Raw genomic sequence first — 19,467 nt, forward strand, 5'->3', positions numbered from 1 at the left:
CTCCTTCCTTGTTCCTAGGAATAGGTGGTCTGGGTTGATGCAGCGGCGGTTGTCGCACGAATGGCAGACATCCATGCCTTGAGGGATGTCCATGCGGTTTGCTAATCGGTACACGTGTCGGTGGGCGTGGTCGGCTTTGCGCCTGATTGTTGCTCGGGCGTATCCGTTGGCTTGCACACAGCCCTGGTACTCAAGGCATCCGGTAGCAGTCTTTAGGCAGCGCCCCAGCAAGTGTTTAAGACGTAGTGAGTCATTCGACTTAGCTAGAGTGGTTAGCCCGGCCATTTACGCAGCCTCCAGCAGGGCGTCCCGCAGCTCTTGTTGATACTTGGTGACCGTCCGCTCGAACTCCATCAGGTCAGACTCCAGTGCATCGATCTGGTTGTCGTCGCGCTCGATGCGGATGATCTTCATGCGGCCCAAGTCGTGAACCCACAAGACCAGATCCACCCATTTGCGGCCGAGCAGCCACATTGCGCCGTTGCACTGGTCTACGTAGGCGGCAATGTCACCGTTCACAAAGGCGGTGAACAGGGTGTCGCTGCTGACCATTGTCTTGATTTCAATGATCCCGTCATCGCCTACCAAACCGTCCACGCTCACCCCAAACAGACGGTCAGCCGTTGTAATGAAGCCGGCCTCGTCAACGATATGGCCGGTCTTGCGCTCATAGACAGCTCGGGCGTAGGGCTCTTGCTCTGTGCCCAGGCGCATAGCGCCGTTCACAAAGACCTGCATGGGCTCACCGCCTTCGCGCTCTCGGGCTACGTCCATGGCGTAGTCCAGACATTTCTTGGATGGAGCACCGCTTTTCAGGCGGTCGCGGCAGTCTTTGAATCGGCTGCCGGTTATGACGCCCTTGCGGGCTTGGAGCCATTCCAGGGTGCCTTGTTCGGCGGTGTGAATGATTAAGCCTTCCATTATTGAGCCTCCGTAAGCATCTTCTTCTTGTCCGATACAGCCTTTTTGAAGGCGTTGTAATCGGCAAGGTTGTTGGTTGCGTAAATGACGTTGCCGCCTTGTTGCCAGATGGTTTCCAGCTTTTCGAGCGTGTCGGCCTGGGCCACTTGGCTGATCCAAGAGTCTTTCAGAACAGGATCTGCCGGCGCCCGGCCATCGGTGTCGTCGTCCTGCTCGGACAAACCGGTAATGGCCTTCAAGGTGTATCGCTCCAAGTACGTCTTGGTGCTGGCGCGTGACTGAATAGCGTTGCGGCCTGGGCCGGTATCTGGTGGCCCACCCATGCTGACACTTTCTTGATGACCCCCAACGTGCCGCAGGTAGCAGGTAACCTCCATCCAGTCTTTGTCATCCTTGGTCAGCTTCCAACTGGACGAAAGCCCATGCTTGGAGAGGGCGGGGGTGACTGCATTCACAACGTCATGCAGCTCGGCGTATTTCTGATTCTTAAGCGGGCCATCGGAACGAGCCTTACCCTTGATGATCGTGACCGACTCGGCCTTGAATGCAGCGAAAGCCTCGTCGTAAGCTTTCTTGGCCTGGGTGGCGTTGTAGCGATCCTGCAGATCCATCATTTGCCCGATTTGTTCAGGGCTCATTCCAGACTGCAGGGCGGCGATTGCCATGGCCATTGGTGACCCGGCCGGGGCGGGTGCTGCGACAGCAGTCTGTGGGGCTTCAATGATTTCTGTGCTCATGGTGTCCTCAATATTGGATTCGGATAGCCGGAATCAAACCCTTGGCGATCAGAATGACGGCCTGCTTGGCGCATGCGTCGGGCAAGCCGTTTTCGATGAGAGCTGTCAGGGCAGCGTTGTTGATGCTGGCCTTGTGCGCGATATCGGCTTCGCGGCGGCGCTGCTCGGCCTCTTCGGCTGCCTTGGCGTCGGCTTGGCGCTTGATTTCTGCCTGGCGGGCGGCTTCTGCAGCATCCTTGGCGCGTTGCTCGGCGGCCAGCTTTTCAGCTTCAGCCCGGGCCTCGGCCTGCTTCTGGCGTTCGATGGCTTCGGTCCGTTCCCGCTCAGCTCGTACTGCTGCGGCCTTGGCATCGGCTTCGCGCTTGGCTGCAGCATCGCGTTCGGCCTGGGCCTTGGCTTCCGCGTCGGCGCGGGCCGTTTCGGCCGCTTGTCGGGCAATCTCCGCCTCGCGGTCTTTCTGTTCCTGCACGGCCTGCTTGCGTCGTAGCTCAGCCAGCTCTGCCTGCTCAGCTTCGTACTTCTGGCGGTCAGCCAGGGCTGCGTTCAGGATTTCCAGCGCCTTGGCTTTGACCCGGTGAGCCTCAGCCTCAAACTCTTCCCAAGCCTCGCCAATCATCGCAGATTCAACTGTTGCGATGCGCTGGCGCAGGGATTCAGCATCAAGCCCACCGACTTCTCGGGCTTGATCAGCCATACCGTCCAGGTCGGCACGGTGGAGCGCTACCCGGCTGGCCTCTGCTTCTTCCCAGTCCGTCAGAGGCTTGCGCACTTCGTCCGCCAGCGCGTCCAGTTCGTCACGCATGCGCTTGCGTTCAGCGTCGATCAGCTTGGGGATTTCCTTGAGCCGGTCCACCTGCTCTTTGCCCAGGCTATCCAGAGCGGTTTTGATCTTGCGCACCTTGAATGCGCGGCTGGCGATTTCCTTTCGGCCCTTGTCGGTCTTCAGGTTCGGCGCATGCCCGGTGACTTCTTGTCGGATGCGCTCGATATACGGGTCCAGACCATTTGGTGTCTGGTAGATTTGCAGCGCCGTTTCTGCTGGCGGCAGTTCCGTCAGCTCTAAGACCTCGGTCATGTCATGCTCCAATCGCTCGGGCCGCCAGAGTCGGGCCGAAAAAAAGCAGTCCGCAGACTGCTATGGCAATGATTAGGGTTAGGGGCCATCCCCAGGGCGGGGTGCTGCTATTTGGTGCGTAGCATCCCTGGCCATCGAAAGGGTTACGGCGGCGAGTGCGGGGGAAGCCGGGGTTTTGGCTGTTAGGCATCAGGCTCTCCGTATAAGGCGATCTGAACTGCGTCATAGGCTGGCTCGTAGACCTTCCCGTGCTCCTCAGTGGCGTGAGCTAGTGCAAGCACTGCGACGCGCAAGGCTTTTTTAAGCCGCTCAATCTCAGCCTCTTTGCTGTTGCGGTCATTTAGCGCTTGGTTGGCCCGTTCATAAAACTGCCGCCGCGATAGCTCGTCCTTCATCGCCATTTCGTAAGGCATTTGAATTACGGCGTTCAGCATGATGTCACTCATTGCTGCCTCCAAATACTGATAGCGGTTTCAGCGGCGAGCGCGATAAAGAAAGCGGCGCAGCTAAAGAAGCCGGAGAAAATGAAATATTTGATCAACACGGCAGCGCCTCCAGTTCCTGCACAGTCATGCAGTTATGCGTGGTGTCTGCCCAGTCGCCGATGATTCGTTCGCGTTCGGTGCGCAGGGTAGGGCGCAGGCTTTCATCATCCAGCGCAGCAAGCAGCTTTGCCGAATAGTCGAAACCTGCCGAACTGGACGCCAGAAGCGCATTCTCCATTTCTTCGATCAGCCCTATGCGGCTTACCTTTTGAGGAATCGATTGCAGGGTCCAGGCGATGTTTACGTACAGCGTTTTGCCGTACAGGCAGTTGCGGATCTGCTCCGCGATATAGGCGCGGCGGCGCTCCGCCAGCTCGTGCGCGTCTATCTCACGCATAGCAAAAGCGTTCATGCTTAGCTCCGGGGGATTGCGCCGAAACCTGGCGCTTGAGAATAGGAAGAGGGTTAGCCTGCGTCCGCCGCCGTCACTGCATCTGCGCAAATGCAGGTGTTGGCGGGTTCCGGGGTTCTATGCCCTCTAGTCGCAGCACTCCCGACCGCCCATGGCGTGGGCGGGGCTGATTTAGAATTGGTTAAGGGAGTGGGAATGCTGCGGCTGGAGGGTGCCCGCTTTGGGGCTTGTGTTCTATTCGCTGGGCTTGGGAGCCTTAATAATCAAGTGCTGTTATGATCGCCTCGCTCGAATTGTTTTTTTATCAGGGTGCTGTTGAATGTTTACTAGAATCTTTGGATCAGTACGACGTGAGTATTTGCTTAGGGCTTACGTCATAGGCTTAGCTTTTTTTGCCCTTTTCGTCTTCATGGATTACCAGGCAGGCTGGCCTGATGGTTTTTTTTGGAAACGAACATTCCCAGGCTTAATTTGCTTGGCACTGTTCCCATTCTCAAAGCTTGTTTATGACGAGTTAAAACGTTTTGTACTTGGCGACAACGTTTTTTTTCTGAACGCCATAGTGATGCTCATAGCTAAGTTAATCATTAATTTCGCCTTGTTTCTGTGTGCTTGGTTTGTTGCACCTCTGGGCATTGCTTACTTGTGGTACGTGTCTAGATCGCGTGCATAGTTTCCTGATCATCAAGGCGGGCAGGGCTTGATACCTGCTGGAATGAATGGGGAGTTACCGCCCCTTGTGCTATGCCGCCAGAATTTCGGGACCGTCTTCTGGCTTCTTCGCCCCTGGCTGGCACTCGGGTGTCATTCCTACGTTTCGCACGTCTAACCGTGCCGCCGCCTTGATGATGCCCCTCATAAGAAGGGCTGCCTGGACCTCGCTACCTCTTGCCACGAGTCATGCAGGCGTTGATGGGTCTTTGTCATGCTTGCCCGGAAAGTCGCTGGGCCAGCGCATTGGTTTGTCCTGCTGTTCCATGTCTATCTCCTATTTATCCGTCAAACTCTCCGCCATACCTGGCTATCAGTAAGGCTGAGGTAATCTATTCAGTCCTGTAACCGACTAAGGGCATAAACGATGGAAACGTTCACGATAGTGATGACAGTGCTGATGGCTATTAGCGCGCTTGGCCAGTTAGCAATAAGCATTGCAATGTTGAGCAAAAGCAAAAGAAGAGCTATCACGAACTGGATGGCGTGGCGTTTCGATCTTTTTTGTCTGATTTTTCTACTGGTATTTAGCTCGTACGGAATACTAGTCTTTGCTTTCAAAGAAGACCCCCAAAAAATGGATTACTACAATATGGCTGCAAGCTTAGGAGGTTTAGCGATGGCCTACGCAACCATGTTGTGTATGTATCTTGTTCGTTATGCACATCGGATCGAAACTCGCTTGAACTATGTGGAATATTATTTAAGACATTTATCTTGGACCTCAGAAGACGAGGAAGATGATCCAAGAGACTGCAATGGAGGCGGCAATGAGTAAGCGTCGTGGATCGATTAACCTTAAAGATGTGGAAATGCAGCGATTAAGGCGAGCCTGGGAGCAAGCAAGAGAAGGAAAGCCAGACGCAAAAGAACTTCTCCTTAAAGTTTTGCTAGCTCATAAATCGGTGGATTCTTTTGTGCGCCATTGGACTGATTTCAAAACAATGCCATTACCGAAGAAAAGCGAAGAAGAAATACTGGATGACCTTGTTATGCAGAGCTTGAGAGAAAAAAGCCCACCTACAGCCTGGTCTCGAGGGGCAGAGGCTTTTATCTCTGGGTCGCCTAAGCCGGTATCCGGCGGCCTTCCATCTTTGGGGAAAAGAGCAAAATAAGCTTTAGTAGGCCGCCTAAATAAAGAATGCCTACCAAAGCGGCCGCGTGAGAGGCCCTTTGATTTACTGGCGTGCTACTCCCGAATATCTCGGCTCACGCTCTCGGGTTCCGTAAATGCTGCGGTACGGTTTCCTGACCGTCCCCTACCAACTTCATCAGGGGAGCGCCGGACCCCACGCCTGTTAAAGGCCTCGCGCCAATCGTGGGAATGTATCTATCCGGTTTTTTCTGCCGTCTTTTTGCCAGGGCATACGCAGCGCGTCTCCCTCTGTTCACCAGGCGCACCTACACCTCACGGCAGTGCGCAGCGTCTTTCGTGTGCCGTTATTCACCAATCCGTAGGGCTGGTGTGGACCACACTGCTGATTTTTAAAGAGCCTCCGCCTCAGCGGGCGCAGCCTTTGCTGCTGGCGCTCTATGGACCGTTATTTACCGTGGCTTTGCCTAAAGGTGTTCTGCGGTTTTGGTGAAGCGTTGGAATGAAGTGTAAGAGTGCTAACAGATAATGTCAAGCATGCTAACGTACGTTTAGTAAGAATGCTTACGCTAAGATTGGAAAAAAAGCCCGCATAAGCGAGCAGGGGAGTGTGGAGCGAGGCGCTCAGTCGATCGGAGTGCCGCTCTCAATGCCAAGGATTACGTCAATTAAGGTGCGGCGAAGGCTGGTCATGATGCGAAGCTTTGCATCGTCTTGTAGTGCTGGTGATAGCCAGGCGGCCTCTGCAGCGTCAATGACAGCACAGCTTTCTTCGAGCCTTTCTGCTGCAGCCCGCAGTAAAGCTGAAAGGTCGGCCGGCGGCTTGGTGTTCTGATTACTCGTCATATCGCAATGCTCTTCTCTTACAAGTGGGCGTTTTAGATACGCGCTCTGATTCGTGGAAGCTACGTGGAGCGCATCAATATGGCGGGGCAGGGGGATAGTTATACTGTATATCTATACAGTAATTTGGGTCAAGAAGAAGGGGGTTGTGTTGTTAGGTGACTAGATAGATAGTCCTTGTTTTCTTATTTGTTTGGGGGTACAATAAATTATGCGAACCGTTATAGAAACTCCCGCATTTCAGAAGCAAGCCGAGGCGGTTTGGAGCCGCGAAGAGCGTCATGCCTTTATTGACTGGATTGCAGAAAACCCAGAGCTGGGGATGTAATTCAAGGCGCTGACGGCGCTCGTAAGGTTCGTTGGAAGCGGGCAGGAAGTGGCAAGAGCGGTGGTGCGCGTGTAATTTATTTCCACCTTGTTGATGACGAGGTGGTATTGCTGATCATGGTGTATACCAAAGCTGTTCGTGAAACGGTATCAGCCAAAGAGATTAAGCACACACGGAGGAAATCGTGATGACTTTGAAAAAACTGGATGTGGATAAGGTGGTGGCAGCTATTGAGGCTGACGCTGGTCAGGCGCTGCCCGGTCTGCGTGAGTCGCTGGCTGAAGCCAAGGCAGATCAGTTTGCCCAATCCCATACGCCGGAGCAGATTACAGCGCGGCGGCGTGGTCGCCCAGTAGGTAGCAAGCAGGCTGTGACCAAAGAGGCCGTTAAAATCCGTCTAGATGCAGACGTTTTGGCGGCATTGCGTGCCAGCGGTGATGGCTGGCAGACTCGGATCAATGATACCTTGAGGGCGTCATTGGCTCTCAGCGGCTCACTGAATGAGGCATGAGTACCCGCTGACTCAGGCATAGAACAACAAAAAAGCCCCGTGTAGGGGCTTTGTCGTATAGGCTCGTTACGTGAGCTGACGTATCAGAACGGAAGGCCGGGGAACCGGTCTTTTAGCTGTCGGATAAGTTTTTGCCGGGTCGACACCACTTGCTTTGTATAGGTTTGATGGCTTTCGACTGTTCGGCGAGCGGGCTCGCGCAACGGAGAAGTGTGTAGTGGGCTGCGACTAGCCTGGTTAAGTTTTTCGTAGATAGTAATACCTTCTGTATGACTTCAAATTACCGCTGCAGCCTGGAAATGGAGGTTTTCCTAAGCAATGATGTGGCGTGGAATTTGAAGGGTAGTGAGATAGCGAGATTGCTATCTTTGAATAAGATCAGTCTTATTGTACCAGTGTTGGCTTTTCGCCCACTTAAGTAAAGAAGTGCTTTGCAACGCTTGCTGGTACGTGCGGACGTCAGGGCCTGAACTGTACGCCCAACAAGAAAGCCCCGGAGGGGCTTTGGTGTGCGATTACGCAATATGAGGGAAGGGCCGATCGACAGTGGTTAGGCCTTGCGTTTGAATCGCGGCTTGTTGGCGGGCAGCCTAGTGGCACATTCAGGGCCACTCAATAAAAGAATTTTATCGAGTGCTGGCAATGCTGACGGGTCGCGAGCTTTGAAATATGAGGCGGCGTATTGTGGCATCCACACCTCAGCCATCAAACGTCTGAATGCGCCAAGATATTCCACAGGGTAGAGGTTGGCCTGGGCAACGCGACCATCCGGGAATTCGTGTGAGTATTTATAGAGAGAGTTGGTGTCCACTCCATAGTCAGTGCGGAGGTGCTTGCATAGTAGCTTAGCCTGGGGGATATCAGGCATGCATTTTTCGGGTAAGCGATAACCATTTGCCTCCAATGGACCCACTAGAAAGTTGGTCATCTCTTGCAGTACTGAGAAATAACCTAAGGGAATTTTATTTTGGTTCAATAGATGACGTTCCAGATGATACGGCAGCTTGACTGGCTGCCCCTTACCTGACAGCCAGTCATACACCCACTTGCTGACTTGTACTGCGAATTTTGCTGATAGCCATTGACCTAGATTGATGGCGACCTGTGGGTGTACCCATGTGCCTTGCGGCGAAATTCCACTCCTAACTATTTGAATTAGTTGGGATGTCGGAATTCCGATATCCGCCGCCAGTTCATTAAGAAAGTCTTTTGTTGAGCCATTCTCGAGGTAGTGTCCAATCTTCTTGTTGGCAGCCTTGCAGAGTTCTGTTGCGTTGATGTACCCGTCGGATGCTCGCTGCTGAACAATACCAGCATTAGTTTGATGGGCTATAAGAGGGAGTGACGTTTGGTGCTGAGGTCGCATTGATTTGCGTTCCTTATGTTGCAAGTAAGGTTGACGCCAGCACCACAAAATTAGACAATATCCACCGACACGGATGTCATTTTCTTGGTGCTAGCAAGAAATACAGACATCTCAAGGCCGCCGGGTTTCCCCAAACCCAGGCGGCTTTTTCTTTATCTGCCGTTACATTTTATGGCGTTCCCTTTGGTTAGTCCAGTTAGAAAGTCTCACTGGGCACTAGACTGTTACAATTTTCATTTGTTTTTATTGATATTTTTTATGGCTGTTTTTATGTACACCACTATATGTAGTGGTGTATCGATGACTGAGCATGTGGTGAAAAATAGGACTATTGTCCGAAACTAGCCAGTTAGCCTAGGGCTTCATCAATCAAATTTATTGATCATTAGGAGATCGAAATGAAGCTTATACACACATCTGTGCATACGATGAAGACCGCGGACGGGCATGATGTTCGATACGCCAGGCTCGGTTACCAGACTGCACGAGGGTATGTGGGCCAGTCGATGTTGCTGAGCCGGTTAACCCCAGAGCTGAGGGCGGTTGCAGATTCAGGCGAACTCGTGATGCTTGGGAAGAGGGCACCATAAACAAGAAAGCCCCGGGAGGGGCTTCATATTCATGCGACCTTAGCCGATGGGGAGTTACTACTTTGGTTTGTAGGTGGGTTTAGACGGCGGGTCGTCATCAAATTGGATGGGTATTTGCGAAAGCCCCTTTTGATGGTCCAGAACATCTAAAATTTCATAATCAACTTTCAAAGTTCCGTCCACCATGCGCTGTGTCCGTCGTAAACGAACCCTTAATCTATCGCCAGCACTAAAAGTCTCATTTTCCTGAACGCGGTCCAGGAAGGATTGGTCTTGTATCGTGGCATAAAAAGGCTGATCTCCCTCAGAGAAACGCCATTTATTGTCTTGCCGGAAAGAAACGCTGACCAGTTGAAGATTGGTCTCTGTGATCGTCGCAGGCAGCTCTTCAATTATTGCCTCGGGTGGCGCAAAGTAGGTCCGGTCTATTGTTCGTATGGTAAAAAAGCGTTCGCTCTGCGGCTTGTCAGTAATAGCGAATTCGTCAATCCCTTCTTTATCTAGAGGCTTCAAAACCTCGTTTAGCGCTTTGCGGATCTTAGTGCTTCTATACAGATCCAGCACTTCCGCTTCAATATCGTATGGCTGATCGTCAATCATGATACGAACCAGGCCGGACTCAAGCCGAGTAGCGTGCTTGATAGGCTCGCCTTTCTTTTTCTTGAGCAGCCAAAGCAGGCCGCCGCCATAGGCTAGGACTTTATCCCCATTATCCCAAGCAAAACCAAGCCAACGCAGTAAATCTTGCGCGGTAATGGCTTGAGCTGAAGAGAATAGAACACCCATCTGCTGAAGAAGAGTTTGGGCAACATCCAGTTCTATGCCAAAGCAGCCAGTCTTAAAAGAAGCCTTTACATTCAATGAAACCCTGGCTCTTTTGGGGCCATTTAAAACCTCATTCGCAGCCTCAACCACTTCGCCGAGCGCGAGCAGGGCAGGCGCTAGGTCATTCACGTTCATCTCGTGATTTGCCAGCGCAGGTCCATCATATAGGATGTGAAAAGCAGCTTTACTCATGTCTGACATTCTATCCGTTTCCTGTCCTTCCATACAGGATCTCCCCTTAGTGTCGTATCTATAGTACAGGCTTGAAAAGAAGCCTTTTGTTACTTCATTGCTAAAAAATAAGGAGCCAAACGGCTCCTTGTCTCTTCCTGCTCAGTCCTTCTTACGTACAGCCTCCCTGGGCTGGGTCATGAGCGGCGTCATTGCTGTTTCTTATTGAGGTCAGAGACGATCGCACGGATTTCAGCTAAGGCCGCAGCGGTATCCTTCTGCGTCTGGGCCGCCTTCACCTCAGCATCAGCGATAAGACGAGCTGCCTGCTCTTGAGTCTGAGCGGACTTCATTTGTGCTTCAGCAGCGAGCTTGGCTGTTTCCCGACCAGAATCGAAGCTGGACGTCATGTTTGAAAGCAGGGTGGCATTGAAAGCGGCCACACCAAACAGCACGGTCAATACTGCACCGACGGCAGTGACAACAGTGGTCGTTTTTAAACTTGAAATGCTGGAGCGAGTGGCTGCATTGTCCTCAGATATGCGATTAACGGCATCCTCGATGCGCGCAAGCCTTCCGTCCATCCTTGCTTCGATGGTTTCGAGTTTGGCGTCCAGTTCGGGGCGGGTAGGGTGATTACGCATAAGGGCATTATGCAATAACTCGTGGTCATCTCCAACGTCGAAGCCGGCATTCGGGAAGCGCAATTTCCCCATCATTCGCGAGAACGCTGGATCTGCTCCTTCGGGCTTAATCATTATCACTCCCTGCATCTGAGGCTTTGTTTCTCGCGAGCGCCTCATAGTAGGACATGAAGTTCATAGTTGTTTTGCTTTCTTCGCTTCGCATCTTGTCTGAATAGCTTTTGATCCGATCGGCGAGAAAATTTCCATCAATCGATCCTGAAGACGCCAGGGCGTCTATGATCGCTGTGATCACAGCAAAGTTCGCAACAGCGACGTCTTTGACAATATCGTTGTCAGCAGATGGTTCATGATCATTGCTCATTGTGCTCAACCTTTCCATAGGTTCCATCAGGCCATCACTTTCCCGCGCAGTGATTGTTTCGCTACTCTCGGTGCTTCCCTGGGGTGACTACTGCGGCTACACCTGCGATTGACTCTACGTTCTCTCGGGGTACAGTCAGCCGCTGACCTCCGTTGACTGACTCTAGAACGTACTCGGCAGGGGTTTCATACAAGAGCTCCTTCACCATCTTCATTCCATCCCTCAGGGCGACCGCTACGTACATCCCCCCGCTTAGCCCCATGCTGGGCTGGGTCACGTTTCCAGTCATTCACTTGCTCTCGTCCTTTTTTACGTCCAGACCGAGCTGGGCTGCAGACAGGAGGATGGCGGTTTCAAGCTGCATACGCTCTCTGTCTGGGTCTAGAGCGCGAACCTTTTGATTATCGATAGAAGAGAAGGGCCAAGACTCCGCTGATACGCGGTCTTTAGCTGTCTCTGGACCAACGCCTTTGGCTATCCATAGCGCGCTGTAGCCCGTCTCCCGCTCTAGGTTAAGAGCAACCTCCACATCACCAATCGTGTGGATGATTTTGCTTCCTTTCCCGGCCCACTGAGAAACGGCGGAACGACTCACCCCAGCCGCCTTGGCCATCTGGGTGTCATTCCAGGCCATTACAGCCTTCAATTTTTCGATTCTGTCTTTTAGTTCGCTCATATGTAAGCGCAATTACACTCTATTTTGGTAAAAGCGTGCTTGCAATGATTGCGTAAGCACGCTAACATTTGCGCATGAAGAAACAACATGCCATCCAGCTACTAGGCGGCTCTGTGAGTTCCGCCGCTTCTGCTATCGGGATCATGCCTCAGGCAGTTACCCAATGGCCGGAAGACCTGCCTCCGCGAATTGCAGATCGCGTAATCGCGGCAGTTGCCCGACAGAACCCAAAGCATTGGCCTACTGCCTGGAAGGCGATAAAGGAGCGCGCCAATGTGTGATCCAGAAAAGCGAGAGCCGATACCCATCGGCCCCACAGATATTTAGTGAAGGGTAGAGGCCCCTGCCTCGCCTAAGCCGTGAAATTCATTCCATAGCAGTCGATCCAGCACGCCCTCTACGTGAGCCTCTGTTGGGTATTCAAACATTTGCCTGGCCAGCTCTTCCGCGCGGTCCAGCAGCTCCAGGCGCTCTAAGTCGATTTCTTCTTCCATGCCGGTAGTGTCCGGCCCATTCAGATTCTTATCCATACGTAGTTCCCGAGGATTGCAAAGGTCTCAGGGGCTACTTTACGAAAGCAGGACGGATCAATCATGCGAAACGAGTCGCACAAATCCAAGCTAAAGACCTTGCTGCATTACGTGGACCAATGGCGCGCACGCGTGGGGAGCCGGGAGGCGGTGGCGCTGGCCATTGTTGAGACCCATCAACGCCACGGGCTGGAGTCCAGCAGCAAAGTGCGTTTCGAGACGGCCGGAGACACATTTACGTTGGCCAAGAATGCAGCCGATCGGATCTTCCGCTGGCTCGACGACCAGACCAAAGACAGCAACTACATGCCGGCGAACTTCGAGCAGTCCATTCTCTTGGCCATGCCAGAAGACCTGCGCTACGCCTATGTGAACGAAATGCTGCGTCCGCTGGGCTTCTCTGCGCGCAAGTTTATTTTCTGCTTCGGGCAAGAGTTCGATGTGGTGGACCGCGTAAAGGCGATCAACAAGGAAGGCTCGGAAGCCATGGCGGCGGTGCTGAATCTTTCCCAGGACAGCAGCTTGGACGCAATGGAAGCCGCACACAAGGAGCTGTCTGAATCTATCGGTACGCAGCGCGCGGCTCGCTCGGCATTGGAAGAGCAGATCGCCCAGCGTAAGCATGTGGGGGCCTGATATGCGTTTGATTTATCGGGAGTTCACGCTTCGGGATGGATTGAGTTGGAACAATCTTGTGGCATTGGTGCGGGCGAATGCGCGTGCCGCGATCGACAACGATAAGCCGCTCAAGGTCATCGTCACCCAAGCGGAAGCGAAACGTCGCAGCGTCCAGAATCGCTACTACTGGGCCGCGGTGATTACTCCGATTGCTGAGCAGGCCTGGGTAGGCGGGCACCAGTTCAGCAAAGAGTCCTGGCACGAACTGTATGGCCGGATGTTCGGAGTCTGTGAAGACATCACGCTGCCCGATGGCGAGGTAGTTACCCGCCGACTCTCCACTACCGATATGACGGTCTCGCAATTCTCCGAGTATTGCGAGCGTGTTCAGGCTCATGCCGCCCAAGAGTATGGAGTGGAGTTCTCATGAGAGCCTGGAACAGCACATTCAAGGCCCCGACAAAGCCGATGGCACGCAGCGTCTGGAAGAAGCGCAGCAACAAACGTGCTGCGACAAAAGCTGAGCGCCAGCATATGAACGCTCAATCTGAGTCTGGTTGCATCCTGTGCCGATTCCTGGGCTACGGGAACACGCCAGCAGAGATTCATCACATTCGCCACGGCATGGGGGCAGGGCAGCGTAACAGCCACCTGATGACTATTCCTTTATGCCCTGAGCACCATCGAGGCGCCACCGGCTACCACGGCCTGGGACGTAGGGCGTTTGAGCGCATGTACGGCACAACCGAACTGGATCTGCTCGGTATGACACAGCGGGAGGCTGTATGAGTGTTGAGGTAATGACCGCTGTGTTTAAGCGGTACCCAGTTGGCGGCGGCGAGATGATTCTTGCCCTGGCGTTGGCTGATCACGCTGATGACGACGGGACCAAGGTTTTCCCCTCCATCGACCACTTGATGACTAAGACGCGCCAATCGCGCCGCACGGTCCAGTACCAACTGCGCAGGATGGAAGAGTCTGGCTGGCTGATTCTGGTCAATAGCGGCAATGGAGGCCGGGGTCAGTCTCGCGAGTATCGAATCAACCTTGATTGGATTAAAGGTGGCGAACTACCGGGCCAAGAAAACGGTGCAGAAATTGCACCCATTTCTGATGAAAAAAACGGTGCAGATTTTGCGCCCATTAATCCACTCGAAAAGGGCGCAATTCAAGACATAAAGGGCGCATCTGACGACACAAAGGGTGCAAACGACGACATGAAAGGGTGCAACGGGTTGCACCCGCATATAACCACCATAGAACCATCAAGTAACCGTCATAAACCATCAAAGGCTGACGCCTTGGTTTTGCCCGATTGGCTGGATTCTGATGCGTGGTCGATGTGGGATGAGTTCCGAAAAGAAAAATCCGGTAAGGCTTGGACGGAGGCAGCCAAGCGGCTTTCCCTGCGAACACTCGGCAAGCTACATGCCGCTGGGCAGGACCCCATAGCCGCCATCGAGCAGAGCATTGAGCGTGGTTGGACTGGGCTTTTTGGCGTCAAGGAAAGCAACTCCGTGCAAGGCCCCTCAGCGCAGTCCGGAGGATTGAATCGCCAGGAGGCCCTGGAAGCCCGAAACCGAGAAATTGCCCGTCTAGCCGCTTTGGAGTCCTGAGATGCACGACACTGAAAAACAGCAGTTCTTTGGCCTTATGGCCGACGTCTATGCCTTCTACCACAGGGACACATCACGCTTTGCGTTGAACGTCTGGTGGGAAGCCATGAAACCCTTTGATTACCCTGCCGTGAACGAAGCCATAAACCGGCATTGCGTGAACCCGGACAACGGCCAGTATGTGCCGAAGCCTTCGGACATTGTGAAGCTGTTGCGCGGCTCGACTCAGGATAGCGCCTTGGTGGCCTGGGCCAAAGTGGATAAAGCCGTGCGCACAGTCGGCACATACCGCAGCGTGACATTCGATGACCCGATCATCCTACTGGTGCTGCAGGACATGGGCGGCTGGATCGCGCTGGGGACGAAAAAAGAGGACGAGTGGCCGTTCGTGGCGCGTGAGTTCGAGAACCGCTACCGCGGCTATGCGACACGCCCCAGCTTGGGGTATCCCAGATGGCTGCCCGGTATTGCTGAAGCGCAGAACAGCCAGGCCGGCCAGCCGGTAGAGCCGCCGGTGCTGATCGGTGATGCTGTGCGCGCCAAGCTGGCGCTGCAGAACGGCTCCGACACGCAGCGCATCGGGTTCCAGCAGCTCAGCGACAGAGAAATGCAGGAGGCATTGGCCCCCAGCTCACCGCGGAGGCTGCAGGCATGAAGCGCAAGTACGGCAACCGCAAGGTCGTGCTGGACGGACACGCCTTTGACTCGAAACGGGAGGCCGGCCGATATGGCGAGCTCAAGCTGCTGGAGCGTACAGGACAGATCACCGACCTAGAGCTGCAGCCCCGTTTCGAACTGATCCCTAAGCAGCGCCGTGACGATGGAAGGCCCGAAAGAGCGTGTGAGTACGTTGCGGACTTTCGATACACGGACACTCGCACCGGCCAGACCGTAATTGAGGACGCCAAAGGTATGCGCACGCGGGACTACATCGTAAAGCGCAAGCTAATGCTCCAGGTCCATGGCATTTCGGTGAGGGAGGTTTGATATGTCATACCCAAGCTGGATGTACCAAGACCCATCCAAGCACGTAGATTTCGTGCGCCGAAAGCGGCAGGAGCACCAGGAGCGGCAGCCAGAGGCAAAGCGGGAGCGGGCACGAGAAGGATTGAGAGAGCTTTTTGGGGAGAGAAAGGATGCAACGGTACGACGCTGATTCGATTCTTTGGAATTGGGCTAGGTGGTGTGCCTCCGGTGAGCGTGTCGGGAACATGCTGGATGTGGTTCCTTACTGCGAGGAAGAGGAAGCGATCAAGACGGCCATTCTTCCGGAGCAGGCTGAGCAGGTAGACCGCCTTCATAAGGCACTGCCACATCATGAGCAGATGATCGTCATTGCCGAGTATCCGCAGCGTCACGGTTTCTTCCGGGGGCTGCCGGCCCGCCAGCGCCGGGAGAAAGCGCAGCGCTGGATCCAGGACGTGACTGGGGTATGGATTCGAGAGCCCGAGTACAAGTTGTACCTGGGGCTATTTAAGGAATTGGTTTGGAGGGAATTGGCATGAGCTTGCAGCACTTTTCTATGAACAAAGCGGGCCGGGATTTTGCGGTTGGCGATATACACGGCTGCTTTTCGAAGTTGCAGGCCCAGCTGGATCGTATCGGCTTCGACCCGGCGGTCGACCGGCTCTTTTCAGTGGGCGACCTGGTCGACCGCGGCCCCGAGAGTGAAGCCGTTTTGGAATGGCTTGCCAAGCCTTGGTTCCATGCTGTGATGGGTAATCACGACGACATGGCACTCCGTTGGCCACTCGGCAACATGCAGGGCGATATTTACCGAAGAAACGGTGGAGGCTGGAACATGGACCAGTCGCCAGAAGGACAGGCAGCAATATCCTCTGCGATGGCGGCGCTGCCTATTGCCATTGAGGTAGAAACTGTAGGCGGAATTGTCGGCCTAGTGCACGCTGATGTGTCATGCGGTACGTGGCGGGGTTTCTGTGCCGCTTTGAACGGCGACTTTGGACGGGTAGAGGCCCGCCATGCACAGCACATGGCTATGTGGTCCCGAGGCCGGATCATGGATGGGGATAATTCAGGCGTGGAGGGCGTCCGTGCTTTAGTGGTTGGCCATACGCCGTTACAGCAACCTATCATTTTGGGCAACGTCTACCACATCGACACCGGCGCCGTCTTCGGGCGTGAGTTTACCATTCTGAATCTGGCGACGCTGGAGGTGGAATGAAATACGCGAGCGAGGTTATCGGTTTGCTGGGGGCACACCCAGGCCGTCGATTCAAGATGCGCCAGATCATCAATTATGTGGGCGGGGAGTGCAGCCAGAAGCAGCGGTCTGTGGTCCGCACAGGGGTGTGGCGTGTTTTGCGAGACTTAGAATCAACCGGCCATGTTCAATCGAACCGAGGCGAATTAGGCAATGGTGCCCACGTTGATTGGTGGTGGGCGCAAAGCATAACATTGGGATCAGAAAACCATTTCAAAACCCATTACAATACACGGGAGCACAACTGTGCCTATAGGTTTTGAACAGGCCCGCCCATCGAAAGATCGGCGGGTTTTTATTTGGAGTAAGAGATGATTTGTACCGTTAGCGATTTCATCCCAACGGGAGAAATGGACGGAGATGCTATTGCCGCCGAAAACTCTCTGGCTCTTGAGGAGTTAGCCGCAGGTCAAAACCTTGTTGAGGTTTTGGGCGATAAAGCCCCATGAGATTTTTCTAAAAAAAACCTGCCATGGCACAGGGGCTAAGGCATGCACCCGACCCCCGTCTCTCCATACAGGAACTACAGTACCTTGCAGGTTGGCTGCTTGAGCGCAAGCCTGTAAAGAGTGAAGCAGCGCTTGTTGATCCGTGCTTGGCTTCTCGGCGAAGGAGCTATCGAGAGGAACGATAATTAGGTACTGGCCTTTCTCTCGGATATGAGCAATTGCGTAATAAGCCATAGTCATTCTTCGTTGGGTGGTGGCGCTTCGAAAAGTATCACTCTCCTTAGCATCCATCTAATAGAGGTGGATATATATGCCGCCTAATAAAGTAGGGGCGGTTTTTTTTGGATGAAAGAAATGGCGCAGTCAGGCAAAAGGGCAGCGCCAGACTGGGAACGTATAGAAGCGGATTACCGGGCTGTCCTGCTCCCAGTGCGAGAAGCCACTCTCTAACTTGGCATTTTTCACTAATTTCCAAAACACCCCATGAATGAGGTGCTGACATGGCCCTATGTGGCGCAAGGACGCGCAGCGGGGAGCCATGTAAGCGCCATGCGGTGCCGGGGTCCACGCGCTGCAAATTGCACGGTGGTGGAGCGAGCAAGGCCAACAAGGGCAATAAACACGCTTCTACCCCGGGGAGCATCTACTCCCGATACTTTACCGAAGAAGAAAAAGAGCTGGTCGCCCAGATTGAACTGGGCAAGGTCGATGAAGAGCTGCGCCTGACGCGGATACGCTTGATGCGTGCTTTGGCTCGGGAGGCCGAGTACGGCAACACCCTGGAGCTGGACAGCGAGAAGCGCGAGCCGGTCACCATCGACGGTGTCGTGGTTGCCGGTACTGAACAGATCACCACTACCAGCAAGGTGCGGGACTACACGGGTCTGATCGATAAGTTGACGGCTCGCATCGAGAGCCTGGAACGAACGCGGGCCGAGCTGGCCAAGAACTCACCGCCGGATGAAACGCCGGTAGGCAAGATCCAAATCGAGATTGTGAATGCAAAGCCGAACCCTTCGCCTACAGATGACGGAGCCGCAAGCGCGGTTCTTTCAGACTGAGGACAAGTACCCGGCTTTTATTGGTGGCTTCGGTTCGGGCAAGACGGAGACCCTGGCCAACTGCGCGCTGCGTGATGCGCTGGAATCCTCGGATGCCTTGATTGCTCTGTATGAGCCCACCTACGACCTGGTTCGCTTGATCCTGGCGCCGCGGATGGAAGAGAAGCTGTCCGACCTGGGTATCCGGTACAAGTACAACAAGCAGGAAAACATCATCTATACCAGCGCGCCGAACTGCGGCGACTTCATCCTGCGCACGCTTGAGAACCCGGCCCGTATCGTGGGGTATGAGTCCTACCGGGCGCATGTGGACGAGATCGACACTTTGAAGAAGGTGCAGGCCGAGGCGGCCTGGCGCAAGATCATTGCCCGTAATCGGCAAAAGCCCAAAGGCGTGGACAAGCCTTTCAATCGGGTGAGCGCCTATTCGACGCCCGAAGGCTTTCGTTTCGCCTACGAGACCTGGGCCCGCAAGCCCAAGCCCGGCTACGTGATGGTGCAAGCGGCCACCTCAAGCAATCCGTTCTTGCCGGATGACTATGTTGACTCCCTGCGCGAGTCTTACCCGCCGCAACTGATCGAAGCGTACTTGCAGGGCCGCTTCGTCAACCTGAACAGCGGCAGTGTTTATCCGAACTTCGACCGCAGCTTGAACCACACGAACGAGCAGATCAGGGATGGCGAAGTTCTGCATGTCGGCATGGACTTCAACGTACTGAACATGACGGCGGTCATCAACACAATCCGAGGGGGCAAGCCGCTGTCTTTGGCTGAGCTAACCAAGGTTCGTGATACGCCAACAATGGCGCGGATGCTCAAGGAAAGGTATCAGTCCAAGGGGCATCAAGTGGTGATCTACCCAGATGCTAGCGGGAAGAATACCAGCAGCAAGAACGCCAGCGAGTCAGATCTTTCTATTCTGGCTCAGGCGGGCTTTCAGGTGATCGTCGATTCCATCAACCCAGCAGTGAAAGACCGGGTAAATGCGGTCAATGCGTTAATCCTGAATGACAAGGGCGAAAGAAGGTGGCTGGTCAATACAGGCAACTGCCCGACACTCACAGAAAGCATCGAGCAGCAGGCGTATGACAAGAATGGCGAGCCTGACAAAGAGGCGGGGCATGACCATGCGCCGGATGCGGTTGGATACATGCTTGCGAAGCGTTGGCCTATCGCAGAGCGAGTGGCAAGACAGTCACCCTTGAGAGCATAAGTGA

At 54.1% G+C, this 19,467-nt stretch carries 26 protein-coding genes and 1 pseudogene; 13 read left to right on the plus strand and 14 right to left on the minus strand.

The annotated features are described in order from the left end of the window. Positions 1-3: 3 nt before the first annotated feature. The 6 genes and pseudogenes from CPY64_RS19300 to CPY64_RS07085 all read right to left on the minus strand — a co-directional run. Positions 4-285, minus strand: a pseudogene (locus tag CPY64_RS19300) (HNH endonuclease signature motif containing protein); the annotation flags it as partial. Beyond that, on the minus strand, positions 286-921 hold the full coding sequence (locus CPY64_RS07065; protein WP_042480121.1) for a lambda exonuclease family protein: 636 nt from the start codon (positions 919-921) through the stop codon (positions 286-288). Beyond that, positions 921-1,658, minus strand: a complete 738-nt coding sequence (locus tag CPY64_RS07070; protein ID WP_080723669.1) for an ERF family protein — start codon at positions 1,656-1,658, stop codon at positions 921-923. Before CPY64_RS07070 ends, CPY64_RS07065 begins: the two co-directional genes overlap by 1 nt. Positions 1,659-1,665: 7 nt before the next feature. Continuing rightward, positions 1,666-2,733: a phage protein gene (locus CPY64_RS07075; protein ID WP_042480124.1), complete on the minus strand. Its 1,068-nt coding sequence runs from the start codon at positions 2,731-2,733 to the stop codon at positions 1,666-1,668. Between the two features lie 182 nt (positions 2,734-2,915). Next, a complete protein-coding gene (locus CPY64_RS07080; protein ID WP_042480127.1) occupies positions 2,916-3,179 on the minus strand; it encodes a hypothetical protein in 264 nt (87 codons plus the stop codon). Between the two features lie 91 nt (positions 3,180-3,270). Continuing rightward, positions 3,271-3,630: a hypothetical protein gene (locus tag CPY64_RS07085; protein ID WP_042480130.1), complete on the minus strand. Its 360-nt coding sequence runs from the start codon at positions 3,628-3,630 to the stop codon at positions 3,271-3,273. A 1,078-nt stretch (positions 3,631-4,708) separates the two neighbouring features. Between CPY64_RS07085 and CPY64_RS07095 the strand changes: the two genes are divergently transcribed. Both CPY64_RS07095 and CPY64_RS07100 read left to right on the plus strand, forming a co-directional pair. Then, positions 4,709-5,119, plus strand: a complete 411-nt coding sequence (locus CPY64_RS07095; RefSeq protein WP_042480134.1) for a hypothetical protein — start codon at positions 4,709-4,711, stop codon at positions 5,117-5,119. Beyond that, positions 5,112-5,456, plus strand: coding sequence for a hypothetical protein (locus tag CPY64_RS07100; RefSeq protein ID WP_054513284.1), 345 nt, complete (start codon positions 5,112-5,114; stop codon positions 5,454-5,456). Before CPY64_RS07095 ends, CPY64_RS07100 begins: the two co-directional genes overlap by 8 nt. Positions 5,457-6,058: 602 nt before the next feature. Here the strand turns inward: CPY64_RS07100 and CPY64_RS07105 are convergent. Beyond that, a complete protein-coding gene (locus tag CPY64_RS07105) occupies positions 6,059-6,280 on the minus strand; it encodes a hypothetical protein (protein WP_042480139.1) in 222 nt (73 codons plus the stop codon). 512 nt (positions 6,281-6,792) lie between these two features. Between CPY64_RS07105 and CPY64_RS07115 the strand changes: the two genes are divergently transcribed. Then, positions 6,793-7,116 carry a BrnA antitoxin family protein gene (locus CPY64_RS07115; protein WP_042480141.1) on the plus strand — a complete coding sequence of 108 codons (324 nt, stop codon included), beginning with the start codon at positions 6,793-6,795 and terminating at the stop codon, positions 7,114-7,116. Between the two features lie 550 nt (positions 7,117-7,666). Here CPY64_RS07115 and CPY64_RS07120 read toward each other — a convergent pair. From CPY64_RS07120 to CPY64_RS07160, 6 genes are all read right to left on the minus strand, one after another. Continuing rightward, positions 7,667-8,482, minus strand: coding sequence for a KilA-N domain-containing protein (locus CPY64_RS07120; RefSeq protein WP_042480144.1), 816 nt, complete (start codon positions 8,480-8,482; stop codon positions 7,667-7,669). Positions 8,483-9,129: 647 nt separating this feature from the next. Continuing rightward, the gene (locus tag CPY64_RS07130; protein ID WP_123794729.1) at positions 9,130-10,122 is read right to left on the minus strand and encodes an LAPAL motif-containing putative phage structural protein; all 993 of its coding nucleotides are present in this window, start codon (positions 10,120-10,122) and stop codon (positions 9,130-9,132) included. Positions 10,123-10,277: 155 nt separating this feature from the next. After that, positions 10,278-10,826 carry a hypothetical protein gene (locus CPY64_RS07135; RefSeq protein WP_123794731.1) on the minus strand — a complete coding sequence of 183 codons (549 nt, stop codon included), beginning with the start codon at positions 10,824-10,826 and terminating at the stop codon, positions 10,278-10,280. Beyond that, the gene (locus tag CPY64_RS07140; protein ID WP_123794733.1) at positions 10,819-11,076 is read right to left on the minus strand and encodes a hypothetical protein; all 258 of its coding nucleotides are present in this window, start codon (positions 11,074-11,076) and stop codon (positions 10,819-10,821) included. The genes CPY64_RS07135 and CPY64_RS07140 overlap by 8 nt, the downstream gene beginning before the upstream one ends. A gap of 289 nt (positions 11,077-11,365) precedes the next feature. Next, positions 11,366-11,752 carry a helix-turn-helix domain-containing protein gene (locus CPY64_RS07150; protein ID WP_042480158.1) on the minus strand — a complete coding sequence of 129 codons (387 nt, stop codon included), beginning with the start codon at positions 11,750-11,752 and terminating at the stop codon, positions 11,366-11,368. A gap of 323 nt (positions 11,753-12,075) precedes the next feature. Continuing rightward, complete coding sequence (locus tag CPY64_RS07160; protein ID WP_003800272.1) at positions 12,076-12,282, minus strand: hypothetical protein; 207 nt, start codon at positions 12,280-12,282, stop codon at positions 12,076-12,078. 63 nt (positions 12,283-12,345) lie between these two features. Here CPY64_RS07160 and CPY64_RS07165 point away from each other — a divergent pair, with 63 nt between their 5' ends. From CPY64_RS07165 to CPY64_RS07200, 8 genes are all read left to right on the plus strand, one after another. Beyond that, a complete protein-coding gene (locus tag CPY64_RS07165; RefSeq protein WP_042480164.1) occupies positions 12,346-12,918 on the plus strand; it encodes a hypothetical protein in 573 nt (190 codons plus the stop codon). A gap of 67 nt (positions 12,919-12,985) precedes the next feature. After that, the gene (locus CPY64_RS07170) at positions 12,986-13,330 is read left to right on the plus strand and encodes a recombination protein NinB (RefSeq protein ID WP_232623231.1); all 345 of its coding nucleotides are present in this window, start codon (positions 12,986-12,988) and stop codon (positions 13,328-13,330) included. A gap of 38 nt (positions 13,331-13,368) precedes the next feature. Next, positions 13,369-13,689, plus strand: coding sequence for a Ref family recombination enhancement nuclease (locus CPY64_RS07175; RefSeq protein WP_042482064.1), 321 nt, complete (start codon positions 13,369-13,371; stop codon positions 13,687-13,689). Further along, complete coding sequence (locus tag CPY64_RS07180; protein WP_052362845.1) at positions 13,686-14,516, plus strand: helix-turn-helix domain-containing protein; 831 nt, start codon at positions 13,686-13,688, stop codon at positions 14,514-14,516. Before CPY64_RS07175 ends, CPY64_RS07180 begins: the two co-directional genes overlap by 4 nt. Position 14,517: 1 nt before the next feature. Further along, positions 14,518-15,171, plus strand: coding sequence for a DUF6475 domain-containing protein (locus CPY64_RS07185; protein ID WP_042480171.1), 654 nt, complete (start codon positions 14,518-14,520; stop codon positions 15,169-15,171). After that, positions 15,168-15,503: a DUF1064 domain-containing protein gene (locus tag CPY64_RS07190; RefSeq protein WP_042480173.1), complete on the plus strand. Its 336-nt coding sequence runs from the start codon at positions 15,168-15,170 to the stop codon at positions 15,501-15,503. The genes CPY64_RS07185 and CPY64_RS07190 overlap by 4 nt, the downstream gene beginning before the upstream one ends. Positions 15,504-15,727: 224 nt before the next feature. Beyond that, positions 15,728-16,021, plus strand: a complete 294-nt coding sequence (locus tag CPY64_RS07195; RefSeq protein ID WP_226791344.1) for a hypothetical protein — start codon at positions 15,728-15,730, stop codon at positions 16,019-16,021. Then, on the plus strand, positions 16,018-16,701 hold the full coding sequence (locus CPY64_RS07200; protein ID WP_042480178.1) for a metallophosphoesterase: 684 nt from the start codon (positions 16,018-16,020) through the stop codon (positions 16,699-16,701). The genes CPY64_RS07195 and CPY64_RS07200 overlap by 4 nt, the downstream gene beginning before the upstream one ends. Before the next feature lie 437 nt (positions 16,702-17,138). On the opposite strand, the gene CPY64_RS07210 is transcribed toward CPY64_RS07200, so the two are convergent. Beyond that, on the minus strand, positions 17,139-17,423 hold the full coding sequence (locus tag CPY64_RS07210; RefSeq protein ID WP_069833387.1) for a hypothetical protein: 285 nt from the start codon (positions 17,421-17,423) through the stop codon (positions 17,139-17,141). 266 nt (positions 17,424-17,689) lie between these two features. Between CPY64_RS07210 and CPY64_RS07215 the strand changes: the two genes are divergently transcribed. Together CPY64_RS07215 and CPY64_RS07220 are read left to right on the plus strand one after the other, a co-directional pair. Next, the gene (locus CPY64_RS07215) at positions 17,690-18,250 is read left to right on the plus strand and encodes an HGGxSTG domain-containing protein (RefSeq protein ID WP_042480180.1); all 561 of its coding nucleotides are present in this window, start codon (positions 17,690-17,692) and stop codon (positions 18,248-18,250) included. Continuing rightward, positions 18,189-19,463, plus strand: a complete 1,275-nt coding sequence (locus CPY64_RS07220) for a phage terminase large subunit family protein (RefSeq protein WP_226791345.1) — start codon at positions 18,189-18,191, stop codon at positions 19,461-19,463. Before CPY64_RS07215 ends, CPY64_RS07220 begins: the two co-directional genes overlap by 62 nt. The last annotated feature ends 4 nt before the right edge of the window (positions 19,464-19,467 follow it).

Origin of the sequence: Alcaligenes faecalis (genome assembly GCF_002443155.1) — a bacterium.
In the GTDB taxonomy this organism is placed as follows: Bacteria; Pseudomonadota; Gammaproteobacteria; order Burkholderiales; family Burkholderiaceae_B; genus Alcaligenes; species Alcaligenes faecalis.

Coding starts and splice junctions, on each gene's coding strand:
- CPY64_RS07120 (WP_042480144.1), bottom strand. CDS start 8,482: ATGCGACCTCAGCACCAAACGTCACTCCCTCTTATAGCCCATCAAACT.
- CPY64_RS07130 (WP_123794729.1), bottom strand. CDS start 10,122: ATGGAAGGACAGGAAACGGATAGAATGTCAGACATGAGTAAAGCTGCT.
- CPY64_RS07220 (WP_226791345.1), top strand. CDS start 18,189: ATGCAAAGCCGAACCCTTCGCCTACAGATGACGGAGCCGCAAGCGCGG.
- CPY64_RS07180 (WP_052362845.1), top strand. CDS start 13,686: ATGAGTGTTGAGGTAATGACCGCTGTGTTTAAGCGGTACCCAGTTGGC.
- CPY64_RS07105 (WP_042480139.1), bottom strand. CDS start 6,280: ATGACGAGTAATCAGAACACCAAGCCGCCGGCCGACCTTTCAGCTTTA.
- CPY64_RS07135 (WP_123794731.1), bottom strand. CDS start 10,826: ATGATTAAGCCCGAAGGAGCAGATCCAGCGTTCTCGCGAATGATGGGG.
- CPY64_RS07065 (WP_042480121.1), bottom strand. CDS start 921: ATGGAAGGCTTAATCATTCACACCGCCGAACAAGGCACCCTGGAATGG.
- CPY64_RS07085 (WP_042480130.1), bottom strand. CDS start 3,630: ATGAACGCTTTTGCTATGCGTGAGATAGACGCGCACGAGCTGGCGGAG.
- CPY64_RS07165 (WP_042480164.1), top strand. CDS start 12,346: ATGCGAAACGAGTCGCACAAATCCAAGCTAAAGACCTTGCTGCATTAC.
- CPY64_RS07070 (WP_080723669.1), bottom strand. CDS start 1,658: ATGAGCACAGAAATCATTGAAGCCCCACAGACTGCTGTCGCAGCACCC.
- CPY64_RS07140 (WP_123794733.1), bottom strand. CDS start 11,076: ATGAGCAATGATCATGAACCATCTGCTGACAACGATATTGTCAAAGAC.
- CPY64_RS07195 (WP_226791344.1), top strand. CDS start 15,728: ATGCTGGATGTGGTTCCTTACTGCGAGGAAGAGGAAGCGATCAAGACG.
- CPY64_RS07095 (WP_042480134.1), top strand. CDS start 4,709: ATGGAAACGTTCACGATAGTGATGACAGTGCTGATGGCTATTAGCGCG.
- CPY64_RS07080 (WP_042480127.1), bottom strand. CDS start 3,179: ATGAGTGACATCATGCTGAACGCCGTAATTCAAATGCCTTACGAAATG.
- CPY64_RS07175 (WP_042482064.1), top strand. CDS start 13,369: ATGGCACGCAGCGTCTGGAAGAAGCGCAGCAACAAACGTGCTGCGACA.
- CPY64_RS07215 (WP_042480180.1), top strand. CDS start 17,690: ATGGCCCTATGTGGCGCAAGGACGCGCAGCGGGGAGCCATGTAAGCGC.
- CPY64_RS07210 (WP_069833387.1), bottom strand. CDS start 17,423: ATGGCTTATTACGCAATTGCTCATATCCGAGAGAAAGGCCAGTACCTA.
- CPY64_RS07100 (WP_054513284.1), top strand. CDS start 5,112: ATGAGTAAGCGTCGTGGATCGATTAACCTTAAAGATGTGGAAATGCAG.
- CPY64_RS07185 (WP_042480171.1), top strand. CDS start 14,518: ATGCACGACACTGAAAAACAGCAGTTCTTTGGCCTTATGGCCGACGTC.
- CPY64_RS07200 (WP_042480178.1), top strand. CDS start 16,018: ATGAGCTTGCAGCACTTTTCTATGAACAAAGCGGGCCGGGATTTTGCG.
- CPY64_RS07115 (WP_042480141.1), top strand. CDS start 6,793: ATGACTTTGAAAAAACTGGATGTGGATAAGGTGGTGGCAGCTATTGAG.
- CPY64_RS07075 (WP_042480124.1), bottom strand. CDS start 2,733: ATGACCGAGGTCTTAGAGCTGACGGAACTGCCGCCAGCAGAAACGGCG.
- CPY64_RS07160 (WP_003800272.1), bottom strand. CDS start 12,282: ATGGATAAGAATCTGAATGGGCCGGACACTACCGGCATGGAAGAAGAA.
- CPY64_RS07150 (WP_042480158.1), bottom strand. CDS start 11,752: ATGAGCGAACTAAAAGACAGAATCGAAAAATTGAAGGCTGTAATGGCC.
- CPY64_RS07190 (WP_042480173.1), top strand. CDS start 15,168: ATGAAGCGCAAGTACGGCAACCGCAAGGTCGTGCTGGACGGACACGCC.